The following is a 23,399-nucleotide window of genomic DNA, read 5'->3' on the forward strand; positions in this document are numbered from 1 at the left end:
TGCCCAGCCGTCACCTTGGCCTGGTCCAGGCCAGCGAGTTGAACGACCTGGATGCACGCCTGGATGCCGCCGCCGAAGCCCTGGGCGCCAGTTGCGATGCCGCGCTGCCGCCACCGGTCCGTTTTGCCGAGCCTGAGCCTGTGAATGTGACTGCGTCGCTGGCCGGAGCGCGCATCGGTGTGGCCCGCGATGAGGCCTTCGCCTTCACCTATGGCGCCAATCTTGACTTGCTGCGTGGCCTCGGTGCGCACCTGGAATTCTTCTCGCCGGTGCATGACCGCGAGCTACCCGTGGTGGACAGTCTCTACCTGCCCGGCGGCTACCCCGAACTGCATCACCAGGCGCTGGCCGCCAACGCGCCGATGCTGGAAGCGATCCGCGCCCATCATGCCGCCGGCAAGCCGTTGCTGGCCGAGTGCGGCGGCATGCTCTACCTGCTCGACGCGCTGACCGACGTGGCGGGCGAGCGCGCCACGCTGCTGGGCCTGCTGCCGGGCGAGGCGACCATGCAGAAGCGCCTGGCGGCCCTGGCCCTGCAGGCGGTCGAACTACCCGAAGGCACCCTGCGAGGCCACACCTACCACCACTCGCTGACCAGCACGGAGCTTGCGCCGATCGCCCGCGGCCAGAGCCCCAACGGCGGTCGGGGCAACGAGGCGGTCTATCGTCTGGGGCGTCTGACCGCCTCCTACGTGCACTTCTACTTCCCCTCCAACCCCGACGCGGCGGCGGCGCTGCTGCGACCATGAGCCGACACGCCTACAGCGAAGCCGAACGCCAGGCCATCTACCGGGCCATTGGCGAACGCCGCGACATGCGCCATTTTGCCGGGGGCGAGGTGGCCCCCGAGTTGCTCGGACGCCTGCTCGCCGCCGCCCACCAGGCGCCCAGCGTGGGCCTGATGCAGCCGTGGCGGTTCATCCGTATCAGCCAGCGTGCCTTGCGCGAGCGGATCCAGGCGCTGGTGGAGCAGGAGCGGGTGCGCACCGCCGAGGCCCTGGGCGAGCGCTCCGATGAATTCATGAAGCTCAAGGTCGAAGGCATCAACGACTGCGCCGAAGTGCTGGTGGCCGCGTTGATGGACAAGCGCGAGGCGCATGTCTTCGGCCGCCGCACCCTGCCCGAGATGGACTTGGCCTCGCTGGCCTGCGCCATCCAGAACCTGTGGCTGGCGGCACGCGCCGAAGGGTTGGGCATGGGCTGGGTATCGCTGTTCGACCCCGAGGCCCTGGCCGAACTGCTGGGCATGCCCGCGGGCGCCAAGCCCATGGCGGTGCTGTGCCTGGGGCCGGTGACCGAGTTCTATCCGGCGCCGATGCTGGTGCTGGAAGACTGGGCCGAACAGCGGCCCTTGAGCGAGATGCTGTACGAGAACCATTGGGGAGAGCGTCCATGAGCGTGGCCTTGCTGACCGTGGCGGGCGTGGCCCTGGATGCGCTGCTGGGCGAGCCGCGCCGGCGTCATCCGCTGGTGGGCTTCGGCAACTTCGCATCGCGCCTGGAGCAACGTTTCAACGCCGGTGGGTGCGGCTGGCGCAGCCATGGCGTCACCGCGTGGTTCCTGGCGGTGGTGCCGCTGACCCTGCTGGCGCTGATCCTGTCCTGGCTGCCGTACATCGGCTGGCTGGTGGATGTGCTTGCGCTGTACTGCGCCCTGGGCCTGCGCAGCCTGGGCGAGCATGTGCTGCCGGTGGCCCAGGCCTTGCGCCAGGGGGACCTGGCCGAGGCGCGGCGGCGTGTCGGTTACCTGGTCAGCCGCGAAACCCGCGAGCTGGACGAGCCCGCCGTGGCCCGGGCGGCCACCGAGTCGGTGTTGGAAAACGGCAGCGACGCGGTGTTTGCCGCGCTGTTCTGGTTTGTCGTGGCCGGTGCGCCGGGGGTGGTGCTGTACCGCCTGAGCAATACCCTGGATGCCATGTGGGGCTATCGCAACGAGCGCTTCGAACGCTTTGGCTGGTGCGCGGCGCGCATCGACGATGGGCTGAACTATATTCCCGCCAGGCTGGTGGCGCTGACCTATGCGCTGCTGGGCAAGACCCGCCTGGCCCTGGCCTGCTGGCGCAACCAGGCGCCGCTGTGGGATAGCCCCAACGCCGGCCCGGTGATGGCCGCGGGTGCCGGCGCGCTGGGCGTGGAGCTGGGCGGCCCGGCGGTGTATCACGGCGAGCTGCATGAACGACCGCGCCTGGGTGAAGGGCCGATGGCCGACGCCCAGGCCATCGAGCGCGGCTGGAGCCTGGTGCAGCGCGGCGTGTGGTTGTGGGTGCTGTTGATCTGCGTGGGAGCCTATCTGAATGCTTGAACACGGTGGCCGCCTGCTGCGGGCGGTGAAACAGTACGCCATTCCACGGGAGCAGTGGCTCGACCTGTCCAGCGGTATCGCGCCATGGTCCTATCCGATACCGCCGATTCCGCTGGAGGCCTGGGCCCGTCTGCCGGAGACCGAAGACGGCCTGGAGACGGCGGCGCGAAAGTACTATGGCGCGCAGCCGTTGCTGGCGGTGGCCGGCTCCCAGGCGGCGATCCAGGCCTTGCCGCACCTGCGCCCGAGCGGGCGGGTCGGGGTCCTGTCGCCGTGCTATGCCGAGCATCCGCATGCCTGGGCACGGGCAGGGCACACGTTGGTCGAACTGGACGAGACCGAGGTCGAGGACGTGCTCGACAGCCTTGACGTCCTGGTGCTGGTCAACCCCAACAATCCCACCGGCCGTCGGGTAACCCGCGAACGCCTGCTGGCCTGGCATGCGCGTCTGGCCGAGCGCGGTGGCTGGCTGCTGGTGGACGAAGCCTTCATGGACAATACGCCCGAACACAGCGTGGTCGAGCAGGCCGGGCAACCTGGCCTGATCGTGTTGCGCTCGTTCGGCAAGTTCTTCGGCCTGGCCGGTGTGCGGTTGGGCTTCGTCGTCGCCCAGGCGGATGTGCTGCGACGTCTGGCCGAGGCACTCGGGCCCTGGGCCGTCAGCGGCCCGACCCGAGTGCTGGGGCAGGCCTGTTTCGCCGACGACGCGGCGCACCTGGCGCAGATTGCCCGTTGCGCCCAGGCCAGCCAGCGCCTGGCCTCGTTGCTCGACGGCGCGGGCCTGCCACCCAGTGGCGGCTGCGACCTGTTCCAGTACGTGCGTGATGAGCGCGCCGCGCACCTGCATGACTTTCTCGCCCGCCGCGGCATTCTGGTGCGCCTGTTCGATCAGCCGCCCGCGCTGCGTTTCGGCCTGCCCGCCACGGCCGCTGACGAACAACGCCTGGCCCAGGCCCTGGCGGACTACCAGAAGGAATCGGCATGACCACCCTCATGGTGCAAGGCACCACCTCCGATGCCGGCAAGAGCACGCTGGTGACCGCCCTGTGCCGCTGGCTGCTGCGCCAGGGCATCGCCGTGGTGCCGTTCAAGCCGCAGAACATGGCGCTCAACAGCGCCGTGACCGCCGACGGTGGCGAGATCGGCCGCGCCCAGGCGGTGCAGGCCCAGGCCTGCCGGCTGGCGCCGCACACCGACATGAACCCGGTGCTGCTCAAGCCCAACAGCGACACCGGCGCCCAGGTGATCGTCCATGGCCGCGCGGTGACCAGCATGAACGCCGTCGCCTACCACGACTACAAGGCCATCGCCATGCAGGCGGTGCTGGCGTCCCACGAGCGCCTGAGCGAAGCCTACCCGGTGGTGATGGTCGAAGGCGCCGGCTCCCCGGCGGAGATCAACCTGCGTGCCGGCGACATCGCCAACATGGGCTTCGCCGAGGCGGTCGACTGCCCGGTGATCCTGGTGGCCGACATCAACCGCGGCGGCGTGTTCGCCCACCTGGTCGGCACCCTGGAACTGCTGTCGGCGAGCGAGCAGGCGCGGGTCAAGGGCTTTGTCATCAACCGTTTCCGTGGCGACATTGCCTTGCTGCAACCGGGCCTGGACTGGCTGGAGCAGCGCACCGGCAAGCCGGTGCTGGGCGTGTTGCCCTACATCACCGACCTGCACCTGGAGGCCGAGGACGGGATCGATACCCGCCAGGGGGCGAAGGGCGAGCGCGTGCTCAAGGTGATCGTCCCGGTGCTGCCGCGAATCAGCAACCACACCGACTTCGACCCGCTGCGCCTGCATCCGCAGGTGGACCTGCAGTTCATCGGCCCGGGCCAGCCGATCCCAGCCGCCGACCTGATCATCCTGCCCGGCTCCAAGAGCGTGCGCGGCGACCTGGCGCAACTGCGCGAGCGTGGCTGGGATACCGCCATCGCCCGGCACCTGCGCTACGGCGGCAAGCTCATCGGCATCTGCGGTGGCCTGCAGATGCTCGGCGAGCAGGTGCATGATCCACTGGGCCTGGAAGGGCCCGCCGGCTCCAGTGCGGGCCTCGGCCTGCTGGCCTACAGCACCGTGCTGGAGGCCGAGAAGCAGCTGCGCAACGTGGCCGGCACGCTCGATCTCGAGCAGGTTCCGGTGTCGGGTTACGAGATCCACGCCGGGGTTACCCACGGTCCGGCGCTGGAGCGTCCGGCGGTGCTACTAACCGATGGCCGCGCCGACGGGGCCATCAGCGCCGACGGGCAGATCCTCGCCACCTACCTGCATGGCCTGTTCGAGGGCACCCAGTCGTGCGCCGCGCTGCTGCGCTGGGCGGGTCTGGCCGATGTGCAGGCCATCGACTACGAGGCCCTGCGCGAACGCGATATCGAGCGCCTGGCCGACCTGGTCGAGCAGCACCTGGACACCGCGCGTCTGCGCCAACTGTGTGGAGTCGTCTGACATGCGCAGCCTGATCCTCGGCGGCGCCCGTTCGGGCAAGAGCCGCCTGGCCGAGCAACTGGCCGAGACCAGCGGCCTGCCGGTGACCTATATCGCCACCAGCCAGCCGCTGGATGGCGAGATGAATGAACGCGTGCGTCTGCACCGCGAGCGCCGTCCGGCCCATTGGGGGCTGGTGGAGGAACCCCTGGCGCTGGCTGATGTGCTGTACGCCGAAGCCGCCGAAGGGCGCTGCCTGCTGGTGGACTGCCTGACCCTGTGGCTGACCAATCTGCTGATGCTCGAGGATGACCTGCGCCTGGCGCAGGAGCGCGATGCGCTGCTCGATTGCCTGGAACAGCTGCCGGGCACCCTTGTCCTGGTCAGCAACGAAACCGGCCTGGGCGTGGTGCCCATGGGCGAACTGACCCGTCGCTACGTCGACCTGGCGGGCACGCTGCACCAGGCCGTGGCCGAGCGCTGCCAACGCGTGGTGCTGACTGTCGCTGGTCTCCCTCTCATGCTCAAAGGACCTGCCCTATGACCCAGATGTGGTGGCGTGACGCCTGCCAACCCCTCGACACCGCCGCCATGGACCAGGCCCGCGCTCGTCAGCAGCAGCTGACCAAACCGGCCGGCTCCCTCGGCCAACTCGAAGGCCTGGCGATACGCCTGGCCGGCCTGCAAGGGCGCGAGCGTCCCAGACTGGAGCGGATCGCCATCACGATCTTCGCCGGCGACCATGGCGTGGTGGAGGAGGGCATCTCTGCCTACCCGCAGGCGGTGACCGGACAGATGCTGCGCAATTTCGTCGGCGGTGGCGCGGCGATCAGCGTGCTGGCGCGCCAGCTGGACGCAGACCTTGAGGTGGTCGACCTCGGTACCATCGACCCGACGCTGCAACTGCCCGGTGTCCATCACCTGAGTCTTGGGCCTGGCACGGCCAATTTCGCCTGTCAGCCGGCGATGAGCGATGCGCAACTGGCTGCGGCGCTGCAGGCCGGACGCGACAGCGCCCTGCGCGCACTCGACAACGGCGCCCAGCTGTTCATCGGCGGGGAAATGGGCATCGGCAACACCACCGCGGCGGCGGCACTGGCCAGCACGTTGCTGGGCTGCCCGGCGCGTGAGCTGAGCGGCCCGGGCACCGGCCTGGACAGCGCCGGCGTGCGGCACAAGGCCGAAGTGATCGAGCGCGCCCTGGTGCTGCACGGTCTGCGCGCCGACCAGCCGTTGCAGGCGCTGGCCTGTGTCGGCGGCTTCGAGATCGCCGCGCTGGCCGGCGCCTACTTGGCGTGCGCCCAGCATGGCGTGGCGGTACTGGTCGATGGTTTCATCTGCAGTGTCGCCGCCCTGGTGGCGGTACGCCTCAATCCACAGTGCCGCCCCTGGCTGCTGTTCGCCCACCAGGGCGCCGAGCCGGGGCACAAGGCCTTGCTGGCGGCCCTGGAAGCCGAGCCGCTGCTGACCCTGGGCTTGCGCCTGGGCGAGGGCAGCGGTGCGGCGCTGGCGGTGCCGCTGATCCGCCTGGCCTGCGCGCTGCATGGGCAAATGGCGACCTTCGCCGAGGCGGCGGTGGCGGATCGCCCGGCATGATCCTCGACCTGCTGCGCCACGGCGAGACGGAAAAAGGGGGCGGCTTGCGCGGCAGCCTCGACGACGCCTTGACCGAGACTGGCTGGGCGCAGATGCGCCAGGCCGTCACCGACGTCGGCCCCTGGGACGTGCTGGTCAGTTCGCCGCTGCAGCGCTGCGCGGCGTTCGCCGATGAGCTGGGCGCGCGCCTGAACCTGCCGGTGTTGCGCGAGGCTGGTGTGCGCGAGCTGCACTTCGGTGAGTGGGAAGGGCAAAGCGCCGCGCAGATCATGCAGGTCGACGCCGATGCCCTTGGGCAGTTCTGGAATGATCCGTATGCCTTCACCCCGCCGGGCGGCGAACCGGTGCTGGCCTTTGCCGAACGGGTGCTGGCTGCGGTCGAGGGTTTGCGCCGTGTGCATGCAGGCAAGCGCGTGCTGCTGGTCACCCATGGTGGGGTGATGCGTCTTCTCCTGGCACGGGCACGTGGCTTGCCGCGTGAGCAATTGCTGCAGGTCGAGGTCGGGCACGGCGCGCTGGTGCGACTGATGCTGGATCACGACGGGCAAATGCGCGAGGTGGGTTGAGATGCTGCCGTTCTGGATCGCCCTGCAGTTCCTCAGTAGCTTGCCGGTCCGCTTGCCGGGCATGCCGGAGCCCCGCGAGATGGGGCGCTCGCTGCTGTGCTATCCGCTGGTGGGGCTGCTGTTTGGCCTGTTGCTGTGGCTGGCCAGCCATCTGCTGCAAGGCACTGCGGCGCCCTTGCACGCGGCCTTGTTGCTGGCGCTGTGGGTGCTGCTCAGCGGCGGGCTGCACCTGGACGGCCTGGCCGACAGCGCCGATGCGTGGCTGGGGGGCTTCGGTGATCGCGAACGCACCTTGCAGATCATGAAGGACCCGCGTAGCGGGCCGATTGCCGTGGTCACGCTGGTGCTGGTATTGCTGCTGAAGTTCTGCGCCCTCTGGGTGCTGGTCGAGCGGGGCGCTGACGGCCTGTTGGTGTTGGCTCCGGTGGTGGGGCGGGCGGCGATGCTCGGGTTGTTTCTCGGCACGCCCTACGTGCGCGCGGGCGGGCTGGGCGCGGCCTTGGCCGAACACCTGCCCCGGCGCGGTGCGGGCTGGGTGTTGCTGGGCTGTGCGCTGGTCGGCCTGGCGCTGGGAGGCTGGGCGGTGTTGTGGCCGCTGCTGGCGGCGTTGCTCATATTCGTGTGGCTGCGTCTGCTGATGTGCCGTCGGCTGGGGGGAACCACAGGGGATACGGCTGGGGCGTTGCTGGAACTGCTGGAGCTGACGGTGGTGGTTACCCTTGCGCTGTTAGTCTAGCAGCCCTTGGGTTTGTGTCGCTTCCACAGGGGGCAGGATGTGCCCTGCATGGATCTCGGAAACCAATTCCACGTATTGCGCTTATCCTCGTTTGCTCCTCAAAACCACCAGGAGCCCCTGCCATGCACCCCTGGATGCTCGCCAGTCTGCTGGCCACCAGCAACTGCATTGGGCCTTCTACAGCTTCCGTGAGGGCAGTTGGGATGGCATGGATTACGAGCTGGGTTCGGCCAAGATGCCGTGGCGCTATTGGCAAGCCATCGAGAACGCCGCGCCGGACCCCTTGCCGCGCAAGGCCACGGCTGAGTTCGAGCCGATCCGCCAGCGCCTGCTACCCAAACCGACACCGTGAAATTTCTTGCAACATCCATAATGCGGGTATATACACGTATCCATGCTGACCAGTGAATGCATCTGTACCCATTTGCGTCGCGCCGCCCGTGGGGTGAGCCGACATTACGACGAGGCCCTTGCCGGCTTCGGCATCAATGTCGCCCAGTTTTCCCTGCTGCGCCAGGTGCAGCGCCTCGACCGCCCCAGCATCACCTGCCTGGCCGAGGCCATGGGCCTGGAGCGCAGTACCTTGGGCCGCAATCTCAAGGTGCTCGAGGCCGACGGCCTGGTGCGTCTTGCCGACGGCGACGACCAGCGCAATCGCGTGGTGCTGCTGAGCGAAGCGGGCAGGGCGTGCCTGGACGCCGCCTACCCGGCTTGGCAGCAGGCCCAGAGGCAGTTGGTGGAACGGCTGGGCGAAAGCCAGCGTGACGAGTTGGTGCGCTTGCTGGAGCAGCTTGCCTGAACGACTACGATAGAAAGCGGGTATATACCCGCATAAACCTTGCGATGGGCTGGAGACAACGACAATGACTTCCCTTTGGCGGAGCAGCGGTTGGGTACTTCTGGGGGCGGCGCTGATCCTGGCGCTGTCGCTGGGGGTGCGACATGGTTTCGGCCTGTTCCTGGCGCCGATGAGCGCCGAGTTCGGCTGGGGCCGTGAGGTGTTCGCCTTCGCCATCGCCTTGCAGAACCTGATCTGGGGCCTGGCCCAGCCGTTTACCGGCGCCCTGGCCGACCGCCTGGGCGCGGCCAAGGTGGTGGTGATCGGCGGCATCCTCTACACCGCTGGCCTGGTGATGATGGGCATGGCCGACTCGGCATGGTCGCTGTCGCTGAGCGCCGGCCTGCTGATCGGCATCGGCCTGTCCGGCACCTCGTTCTCGGTGATCCTTGGGGTGGTCGGGCGCGCCGTGCCGCCGGAAAAGCGCAGCATGGCCATGGGTATCGCCAGCGCCGCCGGCTCCTTTGGCCAGTTCGCCATGCTTCCCGGCACCTTGGGCCTTATCCAGTGGCTGGGTTGGTCGGCGGCCTTGCTGGTGCTGGGCCTGATGGTGGCGTTGATCGTGCCGTTCGTAGGCCTGTTGCGTGATAACCCGCTGCCTAGCCATGGCGCCGAACAGAGCCTTGGCCAGGCGCTGCGCGAAGCTTGCTCGCACTCCGGCTTCTGGTTGCTGGCGCTAGGCTTCTTCGTCTGCGGCTTCCAGGTAGTGTTCATCGGCGTGCACCTGCCGGCCTACCTGGTCGACCAGCACTTGCCGGCGATCACCGGCACCACCGTGCTGGCGCTGGTCGGCCTGTTCAATATCGTCGGCACCTATACCGCCGGCTGGCTCGGCGGGCGCATGTCCAAGCCGCGCCTGCTGACCGGCTTGTACCTGCTGCGTGCCGTGGTCATCGTGCTGTTCCTCTGGGCGCCGGTGACCCAGTTCAGTGCCTACCTGTTCGGTATTGCCATGGGCCTGCTGTGGCTGTCCACGGTGCCGCTGACCAACGGCACCGTTGCCACGCTGTTCGGCGTGCGCAACCTGTCGATGCTCGGCGGTATCGTGTTCCTGTTCCACCAGCTGGGCGCGTTCCTCGGCGGCTGGCTGGGTGGGGTGGTCTATGACCAGACCGGCAGCTATGACCTGGTGTGGCAGATCTCGATCCTGCTCAGCCTGCTGGCCGCGGCCCTTAACTGGCCGGTGCGCGAGCGCCCGGTCGCTCGCCTGCAGGCCCAGGCCGCGTGAACGGCCTGCTCGGGCGTGGCTTGCTGCTGATCGCCGCGATACTGGTGCTGGCGCTGGTGTGGTGGGGCTGGCACAAGGGCGGGCTGGCGTTGATGCAGTTGGGCATGAGCCTGTGTTAAGCGCTACCCTGCACAATCAAGGAATCATGTGCAGGAGACCGCTATCATGCATGCCCGCTGGCTAACCCTCCCTTTGCTGGCCCTGGCCGCAGCCACTTCGAGCTGGGCAGCCGATTGTCCGGCGTTGCTCCAGGGCAGCCTGCCGGAGCTGCGCGGCAAGGAGCAGATCGACCTGTGCCAGCGTTTCGCCGGCAAGCCGCTGGTGGTGATCAACACCGCCAGCTACTGCGGCTTCGCCCCGCAGTTCGAAGGCCTCGAAGCTACCTATAAGGACTACCGCGAACAGGGCCTGGAAATGCTCGGCGTGCCGTCCAACGACTTCAAGCAGGAAGACGCCGACAGCGACAAGACCGCCAAGGTCTGCTATGCCAACTACGGCGTGACCTTCACCATGACCAAGGCCCAGCCGGTGCGCGGCAAGGACGCGATCCCGCTGTTCGTCGAGCTGGCCCGGCAGAGCAGCGCGCCGAAGTGGAACTTCTACAAGTATGTGGTGGACCGCAAGGGCAAGGTGATCGGCAACTTTTCCAGCCTGACCAAGCCTGATGATCCGGCGTTCAGGGCGGCGATCGACAAGGCGATTGCTTCGCAGCCTTGAGGACCATGAGCGGCCTATCCGAACTGGTATATAGGCCAGTTTCGGCTGGAGGATGTTGATGGCTTCACTGAGCCAGTAATTGCCCGGATACGCGCCTGCTGGTTAGCCAACTGGTGAAGCTGCAATTATTTTTGCCCAGCTACGAAGTGACATTGTCTAGCTAGTAGATAAGCGCCTCGCTTACTCAGGGTGCACAGTCAGCGCAACCAGTCGAATGACTACGGGTCGCACCATCAATACACAGAAGAACGCTACGGGCATCGCCAGCTGGTACGCCTTGAGTACATTGTGCAGGTAGTCGGCAGCGACCCCGCCATTGGCGGCGGTAATCACGAAGCACATCAACAATGCCATGATCGCTGACATGTAGAACGCGAACACATAGGGTGTGGCGCCTGCGCGCAATTTGCGACGATTCCGGATCGAGGACAATTCGTTCATGGGGGCCTCTGTTCGAATGAATGGGCGTGCAGGTTAACAAGGGCTGTACGCGACGCTGTAGACGCTGTTCACTGAGTTCTTTATAAAGAGAAACTTACGAATCAGCCAGGCATCCCATGGACCTGCTCAACGCCATCCGCAGTTTCATCAAGGTCGTCGAAGCCGGTAGCATTGCCGGCGGTGCTCGCAATCTGGGTCTCAGCCCCGCAGCCGTTAGCCAGAACCTGGCGCGGCTGGAGACGCATCTGCAGGTGCGCTTGCTGACCCGCACCACTCGCAGCATGGCCCTGACGCCGCCCGGCAGCCTGTACTACGAGCGCGTACGGCATATCGAGCGTGATCTTGCCCAGGCCGAGCTTGCGGTCACCACGCCGGACAGCGAGCCTCAGGGGCGCTTGTGCATTGCCTCGACATCGGCCTTCGGACGGCACGTGCTGGCGCCGCTCATCCCGGCATTTAGCGCCCGTTATCCGCTGCTTTCGATAGAGTTGGTGATGGCTGATCGCAAGGTCAATCACGCCCGCGAAGACGTCGATGTGAGCCTGCGCATCACGCCGCAGCTGGAAGACCACTTGTTGGCTAGGCATATAGCCCGTATTCCTTTCATCTGCTGCGCAGCACCCGGCTACCTGGCCAGGGCCGGTTTGCCGGCCACACCAGAGGCTTTGCACGATCACAGTTGTTTAGTGTTCCGCTACCCGGTGGATGGCCGATTCCTGCCCTGGGGATTCATGCGTGACGGTATGCGCTTCGAGGCCCGCTTCGGTCGGGTGCTGATCAGTGATGATATCGACGCATTAACCCAGATGGCGCTGAATGATGGTGGTATTACCCGCCTGGCCGAGTTCGTCGTGCGCCCGCACCTGGATGCCGGCCGGCTGGTGCCGCTGTTTGAATTCGGCGACAGCGGGCAGGCCTATGCCCAGACCGAGCCGATGGATATATACCTGTGCCTGGCTGACCGCTTTGCACTGACGACCAAGGTGCGAGTGTTCATGGAATACCTGCAGCAGTGCCTGGGCCAGCAGTGGTGCGCACAGGCATGAAAAAACCGCCACGAGGGCGGTTCTTCATGCTGCGACAGTGACTCAGAAGCGGTAGGTCAGCGAAGCACCAACGCCGTGAGCGCTGTTTTCGTACTTGGCCTGGTAGCTGCCCTTGAGGCCAGCCTCGGTCAGGCTATGCGGCTGGTTGTTGACCTTGGTGTCTTCTTCCCACAGGTACGAGTAGGCCACGTCGATGGTCATGTCGTCGGTCGGGCTCCAGCCGGCACCGATGCTGAAGATCTTGCGATCGCCAGTCGGGATGCGCGGGGAGCGGTTGGTGTTGTTGGTCGGCGACTGGTCAACCGAGAAACCAGTACGCAGGACCCACTCCTTGTTCACCTTGTAGGAGGCGCCGATGGCGTGAGCCCAGGTGTCGTGCCAATTCTGTTCCTCGGTGATGGTCGCGAACTGCCCGGCAGGGCCTGCCGGTACTTCATTGTTGACTGTGATGTTCTCCAGGCGGCTCCAGCGGGTCCAGGTGCTGCCTGCGTACAGGGTCCACTTGTCGTCCAGTTCGTGGGTCACCGAGAAGTCCACCGACTCGGGGGTCTTGATCTTCAGGGTGGCATCGAACTTGTTGCCGTCCAGGCCGAGCAACGGGTAGCTGACCTTGGTCTTGCCTTCGAGCTTGTAGTCGACCATCGAGTGGTAGGTCAGGCCGACACGGGTGCGGTCGGTGGCTTGTACCAGAATACCGATGTTGTAGCCGACGGCGGTGTCGTCGCCCTTGATTTTCACCTCGCCATCGGCCGGACGCAGCGGCGAGATACTGGCCAGGTTCGAGCCCAGTTCGCCTTTGATGCGGTTGATGGTCGGGCCGAAGCCGATCGAGACCTTGTCGTTGAACGCATAGCTCACGGTCGGCTGGAAGGTCACGACCTCGACATGGCTCTTCTTGCCCCAGTAGCGCGCGGCATCGTCGCTACCATAGTCGGTGACCAGGCCGAACGGTACGTAGACGCCGAAACCGACGCTCCAGTGGTCATCGATGGACTTGACGTAGTAACCCATCGGCACGCCGACCACGGGCACCATGTCACCGTCCATTTCCCCCCCTTTGTTACTGCCGCGTCCGGAAATATCGGACTTGGCGATGACCGCAGCACCACCAACGGTCATCTGGTCGCGCTTCAGGCGGGACATGCCCGCCGGGTTGCCATACACGGTGCTGGCATCTTCGGCAGAAGAAGAACGACCCGCGAAACCTGTCCCCATGCCGCTGACGCTCTGTTCGTTAAGGGCAAAGCCGCTGGCGAACAATTGGCTGGAAGCGAGGGCAACGGCAATGCCGAGAGAGGTTTTGAGCATAACTTTTTTCATTATTAGAAAACTCCTTGGGATCTCCGGGGCGAAAAGCTACCAACAAATGCCGCGCTGCGCCATAGGCTGAAACGCAGGAGATAGAGCGGTTTTGTAGGACAATCCGACCAAAATTCCGTTTTTTTGGGTGTAGGACGCGTTGGCTCAGGAGGCTGGGGTGAGCATTGGCTCGATACAGTGGTGCCAGGCGTGGGTGAAGTCCCGCAGGCGCCCTTGGGGCTGGAAGGTCTGCCGCCAAATCCGTGCCAGGCCCAGCAGATCGTCGGCCGCCGGCAAGGGCAGGGCTTGCTCTTCGATCAGCATCCAGGCGATGGCGGTGGCGTAGCGCAGGTTGACGGTGAGTTCGAGGTGCGGGCCGCCGAGGAAGGCGTGCTGGCTGGCCAGGCCGCGCACCAGGCTGGCCAGTTCGGGGTCGCGGGCAAGGTATTCGTCCCACAGGCAACGGTGACGATTCCCACCGATCCGGTAAAGCCCATGGCCACGTCGGTCATGCAGGGCGGCCCCCAGCGCAGACTGGCTCGCGGCAACGCCCAGTAACAAAGCTTCGGCGCTGTCGCTGTGGCGACCCAGGTAGATCAGGGTCGGCCGAATCACATATCGACTCAACTCGTTCGCAGCGATGCCCATGATGCCCTCTGCTGAAAAGGGCCGACGGGCGCTGGAGCTTGGCAGCTGGTGAGTGATCAGGCCCGCCGGAAGCGGCAGATGCCGCTCGAGTTGAAGTGTAGTGTGATAACAGTGGTGTAAAAGGCTGTTTTTAAATCGATTGCAGCCCGAAGGCGCAGGGCATATGCCCATTGGCGATTAGGCCAATTACCTTCAGGCTGGGTTTTGCATGGCGTATTCATGGCGTGAATTACCCGCCATTCATTCATGCGGTCAGCGACTGGCGGGTGCGCTCGATCACCGCTTGCAGCGGTTCTGCCCGGTTGTACTGCTCCGGATAGAGGCGCTCGCTGTGGCAGGCGATGCCATGCTCGTCGACCAGGGTGAAGCTAAAGCTGCCCTTGCGTGGCGCAACGATGAGGCACTTCAATGGGGCGAAGGCCTGGGAAAGGGTGCCGAAGGCAACCTGGATTTGTTGATGGTTACTCATATTGTTGGATGTTCCTGCGTAAGACACGGTGTTTGATCCGTGCACAATAGAAACGTTCCAGTGACGTCTTTATTAAGGAGACGCAGAACCTGACTGGAACAGGGCAGCCAGAGGGGCGCATGCAATAAGTGGGCGCTGGGCTGACTGGTAGGTACGACAGAAGGCAGGCAGCACACCGACACCAGGGTTCTGGGCGTCGGGGAAGATCCTGATCAATCTGAAACGTGATTCGTGCTGGGCAAGGTTTGCCGAGTGAATCATCGAATGGGCCGGTCCCGATGGGGCAGTGCTTGCTCGTTACCGAGCACTTGGGCTGCAGGGACTGAGTGGCCAGAATGACTTCAGCTGGGTACTAACGGGGCGCAACCCTACACGAACTTTTCGGGGTTGGCAAGTTTTTGGCTTTTCTAGCGGTAAGCCGATAATTATGTCGTCAATCGCGCCTGGTGTGAAGAGGGTGAAATGTTCAGCCAACCACCCTCCTGTACTGATTCCGTGCACCGCGATGCCATTTGTTGGTGCGGTTGTACACACTCAGTTGAACAGTTGTAACCCTCTTGCAACGTCCTGTGGACGGCTCGCCAATGACTTGACTGGGGGCTTAAGTCAATGAAAAAAAACACTAATTTTTGCTGGTGAAAAAATCGTCAGTTTGACTGAAAGCCCCATTTCACAGGGGTTTGCGAGCTACCTCAAGGGGTTGTCCACCGAGTTATCCACAGGTTCTGTGGATTGTCCCGGGCGCTTGCTCTAGGACGGGCGTGCCAGCTGTTTCATCCATTGTCCGACAATCGGTGGGTAGTGGTGGCATCGGCATTTTCCTTGGGAAAACGTCAAGAAAAAATCGTGGAAAAAAATGGCGATCAGCCGAAAGTCGCCCAGGTCAGTCCACAAAAAAAGGAGTAGAGTGGCGCGCCTCTCGAATCACCCTTGCTGTAGGTCATGAAGCTTCGCGGTAAACACCTCGCCAGTCCTGATGCCTCGCCATCGCTGCCTTCCTCCAAGCGTTTTTCCCTGAAAGTGGCCCTGTGGCTGCTCGACAGCCCGCGCCTGGGGGACAAGCCCAGCGTCAAGCACCTGGCCGGGCGCATGCTCAAGCAGCCGGCGCGCCAGGGCGTGGTGGTGGCCCAGAGCCGCCTGGGGCAGATGCTCTGCCGCGACTGCGGCAATGCCCGCGACCGGCGCATCGGTCATGAACTGCTGCGCCAGGCGGCCCGCGCCGGTGATCGCCGGGCCCAACTGGAGTATGGCCGGTTGTGCCAGGCCCAGGAGCCGGAGCAGTCCCGCTATTGGCTGGAGCTGGCGGCGGGGCAGGGCTCGCAGGAGGCGCGGCGGTTGTTGCGCCAGTGGTTCGGTAGTTAACCGGAGCAGCTGTGTAAAACCATTTGTTGGGGGGCGCATGGCTGAGGTGCTCTCTTGCTGGGTACTGACCACCCAACCCTGTCACCAGGCTGATAAGCTGCGCAGCATTCGTCAATGTTCGATCGGGGTAGGCATGACAGTGGATCTGACCAGCATTTTGCTGGGCTTGGTGGCGGGCGCCGTGCCCTGCCTGGGCTGGGTCATGCAGGTTCAGCGCGGACAGGGGGCGCGCAAGGCCGAGCAGGCCTTGCTCGAAGAGCGCCTGAATGCCGCCCAGTTGACCCAGGCCGGCCTGCTGGCCCAGCTGGAGGCCAGTCGCGACGAGATCAGCGACCTCAGCGAGGCCAACACCATCAAGCAGACCCAGCTGGCCGCCCAGGGCAGGGAACTGGAGCTGCTGCAGATCGACCGCGACAACGCCCGTGATGCCGCCCATGCCTGGCACCTGGAGCGCGCCAACCGCGAGGCCGAGCTGCGCCGTCTCGAGGCCCAGGCTGCACGCCTGGAAGCCGAGCTGCGTGAACAGCAGGAGAGCCACCAGCAACGCCTCGAAGACCTGCAGGAAGCCCGCGACACCCTGCGCGCGCAGTTCGCCGACCTTGCCACCAAGATCTTCGACGAGCGCGAGCAACGCTTCGCCCAGACCAGCCAGCAGCACCTGGGCCAGTTGCTCGACCCGCTCAAGGAGCGTATCCAGGCATTCGAGAAGCGCGTCGAGGAAAGCTACCAGCAGGAGGCCCGCGAGCGTTTCTCCCTGGGCAAGGAACTCGAGCGCCTGCAGCAGCTCAACCTGCGCCTGTCCGACGAGGCCACCAACCTTACCCAGGCGCTCAAGGGCCAGAAGACCCAGGGCAACTGGGGCGAACTGATCCTGGAGCGGGTGCTGGAGCACGCGGGCCTCGAAAAGGGCCGCGAATACCAGACCCAGGTCAGCCTGCGCAGCGCCGATGGCGAGCGCTTCCAGCCCGATGTGCTGATCATGCTGCCGGGCGACAAGCAGGTGGTGGTGGATGCCAAGGTCAGCCTGACGGCCTACCAGCAGTTCGTCGGCAACAACGACGAAGCCGCGCTCAAACAGCACGTACAGTCGCTGCGCAATCACGTCAAGGGCTTGTCCAGCAAGGATTACAGCCGCCTTGAGGGCTTGCACAGCCTCGACTTCGTGCTGCTGTTCGTGCCCATCGAGGCGGCTTTCTCGGCGGCACTGCAGGCCGAGCCCAACCTGTTCCAGGAGGCCTTTGACCGACAGATCGTGATCGTCAGCCCGACCACCTTGCTCGCCACCCTGCGGGTGATCGACAGCCTGTGGAAGCAGGAACGCCAGGGGCAGAACGCCCGCGAGATCGCCGAGCGCGCCGGCTGGCTGTACGACAAGTTTGTGCTCTTCATTCAGGACCTGGACGAGCTCGGCGCACGCCTTGCCCAGGTGGACAAGGCCTACGCCGCGGCACGCAACAAGCTGTGCGAGGGGCGCGGCAACCTGGTCAGCCGCAGCGAGCAGCTCAAGCTGCTCGGCGCCCGGGCCAGCAAGAGCCTGCCGGCTGAGTTGATTGAGCGCGCCCTAAACGATGAGGCGCTTACTGAACCAGGCTCAGATGCCGATTGAGCAGGGCGCGCAGGGCTGCCGGCTTGACCGGCTTGGCCAGGTAGTCGAGGCCTGCGGCATGCACCAGGGCGATGGTCTCGTTGCGCCCGTCGGCGCTGATCACCACCCCGGGCACCGGCTCGCCCAGGCGTGTTCGTAGCCAGCCCATCAGCCCGGTACCGGTCTCGCCGTCATCCAGGTGGTAGTCCACCAGCGCCAGGTGCGGGCGCAGGCCCTTGCCGAGCAGGGCCTCGCATTCGGCCTGGTTGCGCGCGGTCCACACCTGACAACCCCAACGGCTGAGCAGGCTGTTCATGCCGATCAGGATGCTGTCCTCGTTGTCCACGCACAATACCTGCAGCCCGGCCAGCGGCTGCCCGGCCTGCTCCACGGGGGCGGGCGTCGCGGGCGCTGGGCTGTGGGCGATGGGCACGCTGACGCGGAACACGCTGCCCTTGCCCGGCCAGGAGCGTACCTCCAGCGGATGCCCGAGCACCCGGCACAGGCCGTCGGCGATCGCCAGGCCCAGGCCCAGGCCTTTCTCGGCGCGGGTCTGGTGGCTGTCCAGGCGCTTGAACTCCTGGAAGATCACCTGCAGCTTGTCGTCGGCGATGCCCGGGCCACGGTCCCACACCTCCAGCCACAGGCGTCCACTTTGTCGCCGCGCACCCAGCAGCAGCGGGCTCTTGCCGTAGCGCAGGGCGTTGGTGAGGAAGTTCTGCAGCACCCGGCGCAGCAGTTTCATGTCGCTGTCCACCCGCAGGCGGCTGCCGCGCAGGCGGAACTCCAGGCCCTTCTCGGCGGCCAGCACCTTGAACTCGGCGCCGAGGGTGTCAAACAGCTCGTTGAGGGCGAAGGGCTTGATGTCGGGGGTGACCTTGCCGTTCTCCAGTCGCGAGATATCGAGCAGGTCGCTGATCAGCTCCTCGGCCGAGCGCAGCGAGCTGTCCATGTGCTGCACCAGTTGCCGGGCCTCGTCGTTCATGGCCTCGGCTTGCTGCGACAGAGCGGCGGAGAACAGCCGGGCAGCGTTGAGCGGCTGCATCAGGTCGTGGCTGACGGCGGCGAGGAAGCGGGTCTTGGACTGGCTGACCGCCTCGGCGCGGCTCTTGGCCTCGGTCAACGCCTGGTTGAGCTGCGACAGCTCGTGGGTGCGCTCGGCGACGCGTTGCTCCAGGCCCTCGTTGGAGTCGCGCAGGGCCTGTTCGGCCTCGCGGAACGGGGTGATGTCGGTAAAGCTCATGACGAAGCCGCCGCCAGGCATCGGGTTGCCGATCAGCTCGATCACCCGGCCATTGGGGAACAGCCGCTCGGAGGAGTGGGCCCGGCCCTGGCGCATCCAGTGCAGGCGCCGCGCCACATGCACCTGGGCCTCGCCCGGCCCGCACAGACCGCGCTCGGCGTTGTAGCGGATGATGTCGGCGATCGGCCGGCCGACGCTGATCAACCCGTCGGGGTAGTTGAACAGCTCCAGGTAGCGGCGGTTCCAGGCCACCAGGCGCAGGTTCTGGTCGACCACGCTGATACCCTGATTGATGTTCTCGATGGCGCCCTGCAGCAGCGCGCGGTTGAACTGCAGCACCTCGCTGGCTTCGTCGGCGATGCGCACCACATCCTCAAGCTGCATGTCGCGGCCTTCGATGGCGGCCTTGACCACGGCGCGGGTCGAGGAGGTGCCGAGCACGCCGGCCAGCAGCCGTTCGGTGTGCTCGATCCAGTCACCATCGGCGTTCTGATTGGGGTTGAAGCCCTTGCCCTGGCGGTAGGCGAAGCGGATGAAGCTTTGCCGGGCGCGCTCCTCGCCGACGAAGCGCGCGGCGAGCTTGAGCAGGTCGTCGATCTGCACCGCCAGCAGGGGTTTGCTGGAGGGGCGGGCGCTGGTCTGCTGGCCGATGAAGCGCCCAGCCTGCCAGTGCTCGGAAACCCGTGTGCGGGACAGGATCGAAACCCAGGCGAACAGGGTGAAGTTGCCCGCCAGCGACAGCACCACGCCCTGGGTGAGCGGGGTGATCGGCAGGTTGAGCGGGTTGCCGTGCAGCCAGGCCAGCCCCGGGAACAGCTGCAGCGACCAGCCCAGGCTGTGGGCGGCGATCGGCAGCACCAGGGTGTAGAACCACAGGAAGATGCCGGCGGCCAGGCCCGCGAACACGCCGCGGCGGTTGGCCTGCTTCCAGTACAGCGCGCCGAGCATCGCCGGGGTCAGCTGGGTCACCGCGGCGAAGGCGATCTGGCCGATGGTCGCCAGGCTCGCGGTGGAGCCAAGCAGCCGGTAGCTGACGTAGGCCAGCAGCAGGATGACGACGATGGTCACCCGGCGCACCGAGAGCATCCAGTGGCGGAACACCTCGAACGGCCGCTCGGCGTTGTTGCGCCGCAGCAGCCAGGGCAGCAGCATGTCGTTGGAGACCATGGTCGACAGCGCCACGGCCTCGACGATGACCATGCCGGTGGCCGCCGAGGCGCCGCCGATGAACGCCAGCAGAGCCAGGCTCGGGTGGGCCTCGGCCAGCGGCAGGCTGATCACGAACGAATCGGAAATCACCGTGCCCGGCAGCAGCATCTGCCCGGCCAGGGCGATGGGCACCACGAACAGCGCGGCCAGGGCCAGGTACAGCGGGAACACCCAGCGGGCCAGGCGCATGTCCTGGGGCTCGATGTTTTCCACCACGGTGACGTGGAACTGCCGGGGTAGGCAGATGATCGCCATCATCGCCACGGCGGTCTGCACCACCATCGACGGCCAGTTGATGGTCTCTTCCCAGTAGTCGCTCAGGTGCACCGACTGCCGCGCCTGGGTGAACAGGTCGTCGAAGCCGTCATACAGGTTGAACACCACGAAGACGCCCACGGCAAGGAAGGCCAGCAGCTTGACGAGCGATTCGAAGGCAATCGCCAGGACCATGCCGCGGTGGTGCTCGGTGACGTCCAGGCTACGGGTGCCGAAGACAATGGCGAACAGCGCCAGCACCAGCGATACCACCAGCGCGGTGTCCTGCACCCGGCTGCCGGTGGCATCGGCGTTGGCGCCGATCAACAGGTTCACCCCCAGCACGATGCCCTTGAGCTGCAGGGCGATGTACGGCAGCACCCCGACCAGGCAGATCAGTGCCACCACCACCGCCAGGGTCTGCGACTTGCCATAGCGGGCGGCGATGAAGTCGGCGATCGAGGTGATGTTCTGCTGCTTGCTGATCAGCACCATCTTCTGCAGTACCCAGGGGGCGAAGATCAGCAACAGCACCGGCCCCAGGTAGATGGGCAGGAACGCCCAGAGCTGCTCGGCGGCCTGGCCGACCGCGCCGAAGAAGGTCCAACTGGTGCAGTACACCGCCAGCGACAGGCTGTACACCCAGGCGCGCAGGCGCGGCGGCAACGGCGTGCTGCGGCGGTCGCCATAGAAGGCGATGGCGAACATGATGGCCATGTAGGCCAGGGCGACCACGGCGATCAGCCCGCTGGACAACGACATGCAAACTCCGGAGCAAAAAAGAAAACGCGGTCCCGATCAATCAGTCTGGCACGCAGGGCGCGGTTCGTCAGCGCCGACGATGGTCGCAGTGGCAGGACGTCGCAGGGCCCGCGATCGGCCGGTATTGCCAACTAAGGCTGGCGGGCGGTGCGTGTTCCCAGCCAGTAGAACACCGCCGCCAGCATCACCGACCCGATCAACAGATAGAACACCGTCACCGGCACCACATGCCCCAGTGCCAGGCCTACCAGGATCGGCCCGAGCCCAGCGCCCAGGTTGGAGAGGTTCTGCGCGCCATAATAAACCCCGCGCAGATGCTCCGGCGCAATCAGGTCGATGAACATGAACTCGGCCGGAATCACGATGATCTCGCCCAGGGTGAACACCAGCATGGCCAGGCACCACGCCGGCGCCGAAGCAGCCACGGAGAACCCCAGCAACCCGGCAGCGAACATGGCCATGCCAGCCATCAGCCAGGGCATCAGGTGCTGACGGGTGATGCGTCGGCCGATCAGGTATTGCAGGCCGATCACTCCCAGGGCATTGGTGGTTACCAGGTAGCCGGCCAGGCGCGCCACCTCGGCGGGATCGTTCAGGGTCACCACCAGGTACTGCGAAAGGTAGGCGGTGAACTGGCCGAACACCACGGCACTGAGCACGCCGCCCAGGGTGAAGCACACCAGGCGCCGGTCGCGCAGCATGCCCAGGGCGACCTGGGCGAAGCCCGCTGCCGGCCGGTCCTCGCGCAGGCTCAGCAAGCTGCGTTCGCCAAGGCGGTAATAGACCAGGCTCAGGCCGAGGCCGATCAGGGCCGAAACCACGAACGGCAGGTGGTCGTCCGCCTCGATCAGCAGCACCCCAAGCATCGGCCCCGCGGCCCAGGCGATGTTGTTGAAGGTGTACTTGATGGCGAATACTTCGCCGCGTCGGTTCTCTGCCAGCAAGGCGCAGAACCCGGCCTTGGCGGCAATGTCGACCACGGTCTGGGCCAGGTAGGCCACCACCAGGAAGCAGAAGAACAGCGCAGCCGAAGTGCTGGCCACGATGCCGACGAAGGCCAGGGCGAACACCGAGGTGCAGGCGACGATCAGCGTATGACTGCGCAGGGTGTCGACCAGGTGTCCGCCATAGAGGCTGAGCATTGATGCCAGGAGCATCGCGCCGCCGACCAGCAGGCCGGTCTGGCCGACCGACAGGCCCAGGTGCGTTGACAGGTACACCACCAGATAGGGCAGGGTGATCGCCCGGGCCATGGTCAAGGTGAAGGTGGTGAACAACAGCAGGCGAACCGCAGCGGGGTAGCCTTTAAGGGCGCGGAGCATCGACCGATCCTTGTCATTGTCAGCGGTCAAGCATATGCCAGGTGCCGGCCTGGCTGCTATATCTTTAAAATCGATAACAGATAGAGAAATTACCCGTTATATAGATATTCTTTGCAGGCATAAGATATCTCTACCTTACACAAGGCCAGGAGATACCTTATGCCATGCACCCAGACCCGCGCGCCTTCCTGGCGCCCGTTCAGCCAATTGGCCCACCCCCGCGAAGTGATCCGCCAGTTCACCCCCAACTGGTTCGCCGCGACCATGGGTACCGGCGTGCTGGCCCTGGCCTTTCATCAAGTCCAGGTGCCGGGGTTGGACAGCGTGGCCGAGGGCCTTTGGTGGCTGACCATCGGCCTGTTTACCCTGTTCTGCGTCCTGTACGGCGCCCGTTGGGTAATGTTCTTCGATGAGGCGCGGCGGATTTTCGCGCACTCCACCGTGTCGATGTTCTTCGGCACCATCCCCATGGGGCTGGCCACCATCCTCAACGGCGCCCTGGTGTTCGGCATGGCGCGCTGGGGTGAGGCCGTGGTGCCGTGGGTTGAAATGCTTTGGTGGCTGGACGTGGGCCTGGCGCTGCTATGCGGCGTGGCAATTCCCTACCTGATGTTCACCCGCCAGGAGCACAGCATCGACCAGATGACCGCGGTGTGGTTGCTGCCGGTGGTGGCTGCTGAAGTCGCCGCCGCCAGCGGCGGGCTGCTGGCGCCGCACCTGGTGGATATGCACCGGCAATTCCTGGTGGTAATCACCAGCTATGTGATGTGGGCGGTGTCGTTGCCGGTAGCGTTCAGCATCCTCACCATCCTGATGCTGCGCATGGCCCTGCATAAACTGCCGCCGGCGAACATGGCCGCTTCCAGTTGGCTGGCGCTAGGCCCGATCGGTACCGGTGCTTTGGGCATGCTGGTGCTCGGCGGCGATGCCCCTGCAGTGTTCGCCGCCAATGGCCTTGGCGGCCTCGGCGAGGTGGCACACGGGTTGGGCCTGGTGGCCGGCATCGTGCTGTGGGGCGCGGGGTTGTGGTGGTTGCTGACAGCGGTGCTGATCACCTTGCGCTACATGCGCCAGGGCATGCCGTTCAACCTGGGCTGGTGGGGGTTCACCTTCCCGCTGGGGGTGTACTGCCTGGCCACGTTGAAACTGGCTGCCTGGCTGGAGTTGGGCTTCTTCACTGTGTTCGGCCAGGTGCTGGTGGTGGCGCTGGCGCTGCTCTGGCTGCTGGTGGCCAGCCGGACCCTGCGCGGGGCCTGGCGCGGCGAGCTGTTTGTGTCGCCATGCATCGCGCAGTCTTGAGGGTGATCCAGTAGGGGCGGCTTGCCCGCTCCTACAAGTTCCTTGTGCCTATGGACATTCCC

General features: G+C 65.6%; 22 protein-coding genes and 2 pseudogenes. 18 read left to right on the forward strand and 6 right to left on the reverse strand.

Translation table 11 applies throughout. The features are described from left to right. The 14 genes and pseudogenes from CC207_RS27425 to CC207_RS07275 form a co-directional block, all read left to right on the forward strand. A pseudogene (locus CC207_RS27425) lies at positions 1-749 on the forward strand (cobyrinate a,c-diamide synthase); the annotation flags it as partial. Then, the gene (gene bluB / locus CC207_RS07220; RefSeq protein ID WP_028690901.1) at positions 746-1,396 is read left to right on the forward strand and encodes a 5,6-dimethylbenzimidazole synthase; all 651 of its coding nucleotides are present in this window, start codon (positions 746-748) and stop codon (positions 1,394-1,396) included. The pseudogene CC207_RS27425 and the gene bluB, both read left to right, overlap by 4 nt. Beyond that, positions 1,393-2,301 carry an adenosylcobinamide-phosphate synthase CbiB gene (cbiB, locus tag CC207_RS07225; RefSeq protein WP_088851797.1) on the forward strand — a complete coding sequence of 303 codons (909 nt, stop codon included), beginning with the start codon at positions 1,393-1,395 and terminating at the stop codon, positions 2,299-2,301. Before bluB ends, cbiB begins: the two co-directional genes overlap by 4 nt. After that, positions 2,294-3,286, forward strand: coding sequence for a threonine-phosphate decarboxylase CobD (cobD, locus tag CC207_RS07230; RefSeq protein ID WP_088851798.1), 993 nt, complete (start codon positions 2,294-2,296; stop codon positions 3,284-3,286). Before cbiB ends, cobD begins: the two co-directional genes overlap by 8 nt. Beyond that, positions 3,283-4,737, forward strand: a complete 1,455-nt coding sequence (locus CC207_RS07235) for a cobyric acid synthase (protein WP_088851799.1) — start codon at positions 3,283-3,285, stop codon at positions 4,735-4,737. The genes cobD and CC207_RS07235 overlap by 4 nt, the downstream gene beginning before the upstream one ends. A 1-nt stretch (position 4,738) precedes the next feature. Further along, positions 4,739-5,260: a bifunctional adenosylcobinamide kinase/adenosylcobinamide-phosphate guanylyltransferase gene (gene cobU / locus CC207_RS07240; RefSeq protein ID WP_028690897.1), complete on the forward strand. Its 522-nt coding sequence runs from the start codon at positions 4,739-4,741 to the stop codon at positions 5,258-5,260. Then, the gene (gene cobT, locus CC207_RS07245; protein WP_088851800.1) at positions 5,257-6,312 is read left to right on the forward strand and encodes a nicotinate-nucleotide--dimethylbenzimidazole phosphoribosyltransferase; all 1,056 of its coding nucleotides are present in this window, start codon (positions 5,257-5,259) and stop codon (positions 6,310-6,312) included. The genes cobU and cobT overlap by 4 nt, the downstream gene beginning before the upstream one ends. After that, the gene (cobC, locus tag CC207_RS07250) at positions 6,309-6,878 is read left to right on the forward strand and encodes an alpha-ribazole phosphatase family protein (protein WP_028690895.1); all 570 of its coding nucleotides are present in this window, start codon (positions 6,309-6,311) and stop codon (positions 6,876-6,878) included. The genes cobT and cobC overlap by 4 nt, the downstream gene beginning before the upstream one ends. Before the next feature lies 1 nt (position 6,879). Further along, positions 6,880-7,614, forward strand: coding sequence for an adenosylcobinamide-GDP ribazoletransferase (locus CC207_RS07255; RefSeq protein ID WP_088851801.1), 735 nt, complete (start codon positions 6,880-6,882; stop codon positions 7,612-7,614). A gap of 160 nt (positions 7,615-7,774) precedes the next feature. After that, positions 7,775-7,966 (forward strand): annotated as a pseudogene (locus tag CC207_RS07260) (glycosyl hydrolase); the annotation flags it as partial. Between the two features lie 42 nt (positions 7,967-8,008). After that, entirely contained in the window at positions 8,009-8,413 is a 405-nt protein-coding gene (locus CC207_RS07265) for a MarR family winged helix-turn-helix transcriptional regulator (RefSeq protein WP_069017443.1), read from the forward strand. Between the two features lie 64 nt (positions 8,414-8,477). Beyond that, positions 8,478-9,680: an MFS transporter gene (locus CC207_RS07270; protein WP_028690891.1), complete on the forward strand. Its 1,203-nt coding sequence runs from the start codon at positions 8,478-8,480 to the stop codon at positions 9,678-9,680. After that, on the forward strand, positions 9,677-9,799 hold the full coding sequence (locus tag CC207_RS27430) for a hypothetical protein (RefSeq protein WP_256582037.1): 123 nt from the start codon (positions 9,677-9,679) through the stop codon (positions 9,797-9,799). The genes CC207_RS07270 and CC207_RS27430 overlap by 4 nt, the downstream gene beginning before the upstream one ends. 46 nt (positions 9,800-9,845) lie before the next feature. Beyond that, positions 9,846-10,397 carry a glutathione peroxidase gene (locus CC207_RS07275; RefSeq protein WP_028690890.1) on the forward strand — a complete coding sequence of 184 codons (552 nt, stop codon included), beginning with the start codon at positions 9,846-9,848 and terminating at the stop codon, positions 10,395-10,397. A gap of 180 nt (positions 10,398-10,577) precedes the next feature. Here CC207_RS07275 and CC207_RS07280 read toward each other — a convergent pair whose 3' ends face one another. Continuing rightward, complete coding sequence (locus CC207_RS07280) at positions 10,578-10,838, reverse strand: DUF2798 domain-containing protein (protein ID WP_028690889.1); 261 nt, start codon at positions 10,836-10,838, stop codon at positions 10,578-10,580. A gap of 116 nt (positions 10,839-10,954) precedes the next feature. Between CC207_RS07280 and CC207_RS07285 the strand changes: the two genes are divergently transcribed. Then, positions 10,955-11,884, forward strand: coding sequence for a LysR family transcriptional regulator (locus CC207_RS07285; protein WP_062361425.1), 930 nt, complete (start codon positions 10,955-10,957; stop codon positions 11,882-11,884). A gap of 42 nt (positions 11,885-11,926) precedes the next feature. Here CC207_RS07285 and CC207_RS07290 read toward each other — a convergent pair whose 3' ends face one another. From CC207_RS07290 to CC207_RS07300, 3 genes are all read right to left on the reverse strand, one after another. Further along, a complete protein-coding gene (locus CC207_RS07290; RefSeq protein WP_062361428.1) occupies positions 11,927-13,204 on the reverse strand; it encodes an OmpP1/FadL family transporter in 1,278 nt (425 codons plus the stop codon). Positions 13,205-13,348: 144 nt separating this feature from the next. After that, positions 13,349-13,831 carry a hypothetical protein gene (locus CC207_RS07295; RefSeq protein ID WP_069017445.1) on the reverse strand — a complete coding sequence of 161 codons (483 nt, stop codon included), beginning with the start codon at positions 13,829-13,831 and terminating at the stop codon, positions 13,349-13,351. A gap of 244 nt (positions 13,832-14,075) precedes the next feature. Continuing rightward, positions 14,076-14,300, reverse strand: a complete 225-nt coding sequence (locus CC207_RS07300; protein ID WP_028690885.1) for a hypothetical protein — start codon at positions 14,298-14,300, stop codon at positions 14,076-14,078. Between the two features lie 942 nt (positions 14,301-15,242). Between CC207_RS07300 and CC207_RS07305 the strand changes: the two genes are divergently transcribed. After that, the gene (locus CC207_RS07305) at positions 15,243-15,662 is read left to right on the forward strand and encodes a tetratricopeptide repeat protein (protein WP_069017446.1); all 420 of its coding nucleotides are present in this window, start codon (positions 15,243-15,245) and stop codon (positions 15,660-15,662) included. A 247-nt stretch (positions 15,663-15,909) separates the two neighbouring features. Further along, positions 15,910-17,268: a DNA recombination protein RmuC gene (gene rmuC, locus CC207_RS07310; protein ID WP_175406197.1), complete on the forward strand. Its 1,359-nt coding sequence runs from the start codon at positions 15,910-15,912 to the stop codon at positions 17,266-17,268. Here the strand turns inward: rmuC and CC207_RS07315 are convergent. Together CC207_RS07315 and CC207_RS07320 are read right to left on the reverse strand one after the other, a co-directional pair. Next, the gene (locus CC207_RS07315) at positions 17,240-20,716 is read right to left on the reverse strand and encodes a PAS domain-containing hybrid sensor histidine kinase/response regulator (protein ID WP_028690882.1); all 3,477 of its coding nucleotides are present in this window, start codon (positions 20,714-20,716) and stop codon (positions 17,240-17,242) included. The two genes, rmuC and CC207_RS07315, sit on opposite strands and share 29 nt — an antisense overlap. Before the next feature lie 131 nt (positions 20,717-20,847). Then, positions 20,848-22,038, reverse strand: a complete 1,191-nt coding sequence (locus CC207_RS07320) for an MFS transporter (protein WP_062361436.1) — start codon at positions 22,036-22,038, stop codon at positions 20,848-20,850. A 159-nt stretch (positions 22,039-22,197) separates the two neighbouring features. Between CC207_RS07320 and CC207_RS07325 the strand changes: the two genes are divergently transcribed. Beyond that, positions 22,198-23,337 (forward strand): TDT family transporter, encoded by a 1,140-nt coding sequence (locus tag CC207_RS07325; protein WP_028690880.1) that lies wholly within the window; start codon positions 22,198-22,200, stop codon positions 23,335-23,337. The last annotated feature ends 62 nt before the right edge of the window (positions 23,338-23,399 follow it).

The organism is Pseudomonas sp. DrBHI1, from assembly GCF_002205115.1.
In the GTDB taxonomy this organism is placed as follows: Bacteria; Pseudomonadota; Gammaproteobacteria; order Pseudomonadales; family Pseudomonadaceae; genus Aquipseudomonas; species Aquipseudomonas mosselii.

Coding starts and splice junctions, on each gene's coding strand:
- cbiB (WP_088851797.1), top strand. CDS start 1,393: ATGAGCGTGGCCTTGCTGACCGTGGCGGGCGTGGCCCTGGATGCGCTG.
- CC207_RS07235 (WP_088851799.1), top strand. CDS start 3,283: ATGACCACCCTCATGGTGCAAGGCACCACCTCCGATGCCGGCAAGAGC.
- cobT (WP_088851800.1), top strand. CDS start 5,257: ATGACCCAGATGTGGTGGCGTGACGCCTGCCAACCCCTCGACACCGCC.
- CC207_RS07300 (WP_028690885.1), bottom strand. CDS start 14,300: ATGAGTAACCATCAACAAATCCAGGTTGCCTTCGGCACCCTTTCCCAG.
- CC207_RS07280 (WP_028690889.1), bottom strand. CDS start 10,838: ATGAACGAATTGTCCTCGATCCGGAATCGTCGCAAATTGCGCGCAGGC.
- cobC (WP_028690895.1), top strand. CDS start 6,309: ATGATCCTCGACCTGCTGCGCCACGGCGAGACGGAAAAAGGGGGCGGC.
- bluB (WP_028690901.1), top strand. CDS start 746: ATGAGCCGACACGCCTACAGCGAAGCCGAACGCCAGGCCATCTACCGG.
- CC207_RS07270 (WP_028690891.1), top strand. CDS start 8,478: ATGACTTCCCTTTGGCGGAGCAGCGGTTGGGTACTTCTGGGGGCGGCG.
- CC207_RS07285 (WP_062361425.1), top strand. CDS start 10,955: ATGGACCTGCTCAACGCCATCCGCAGTTTCATCAAGGTCGTCGAAGCC.
- CC207_RS07290 (WP_062361428.1), bottom strand. CDS start 13,204: ATGAAAAAAGTTATGCTCAAAACCTCTCTCGGCATTGCCGTTGCCCTC.
- CC207_RS07315 (WP_028690882.1), bottom strand. CDS start 20,716: ATGTCGTTGTCCAGCGGGCTGATCGCCGTGGTCGCCCTGGCCTACATG.
- CC207_RS07295 (WP_069017445.1), bottom strand. CDS start 13,831: ATGGGCATCGCTGCGAACGAGTTGAGTCGATATGTGATTCGGCCGACC.
- cobD (WP_088851798.1), top strand. CDS start 2,294: ATGCTTGAACACGGTGGCCGCCTGCTGCGGGCGGTGAAACAGTACGCC.
- CC207_RS07255 (WP_088851801.1), top strand. CDS start 6,880: ATGCTGCCGTTCTGGATCGCCCTGCAGTTCCTCAGTAGCTTGCCGGTC.
- CC207_RS07320 (WP_062361436.1), bottom strand. CDS start 22,038: ATGCTCCGCGCCCTTAAAGGCTACCCCGCTGCGGTTCGCCTGCTGTTG.
- CC207_RS07275 (WP_028690890.1), top strand. CDS start 9,846: ATGCATGCCCGCTGGCTAACCCTCCCTTTGCTGGCCCTGGCCGCAGCC.
- cobU (WP_028690897.1), top strand. CDS start 4,739: ATGCGCAGCCTGATCCTCGGCGGCGCCCGTTCGGGCAAGAGCCGCCTG.
- CC207_RS07305 (WP_069017446.1), top strand. CDS start 15,243: ATGAAGCTTCGCGGTAAACACCTCGCCAGTCCTGATGCCTCGCCATCG.
- CC207_RS07325 (WP_028690880.1), top strand. CDS start 22,198: ATGCCATGCACCCAGACCCGCGCGCCTTCCTGGCGCCCGTTCAGCCAA.
- CC207_RS07265 (WP_069017443.1), top strand. CDS start 8,009: ATGCTGACCAGTGAATGCATCTGTACCCATTTGCGTCGCGCCGCCCGT.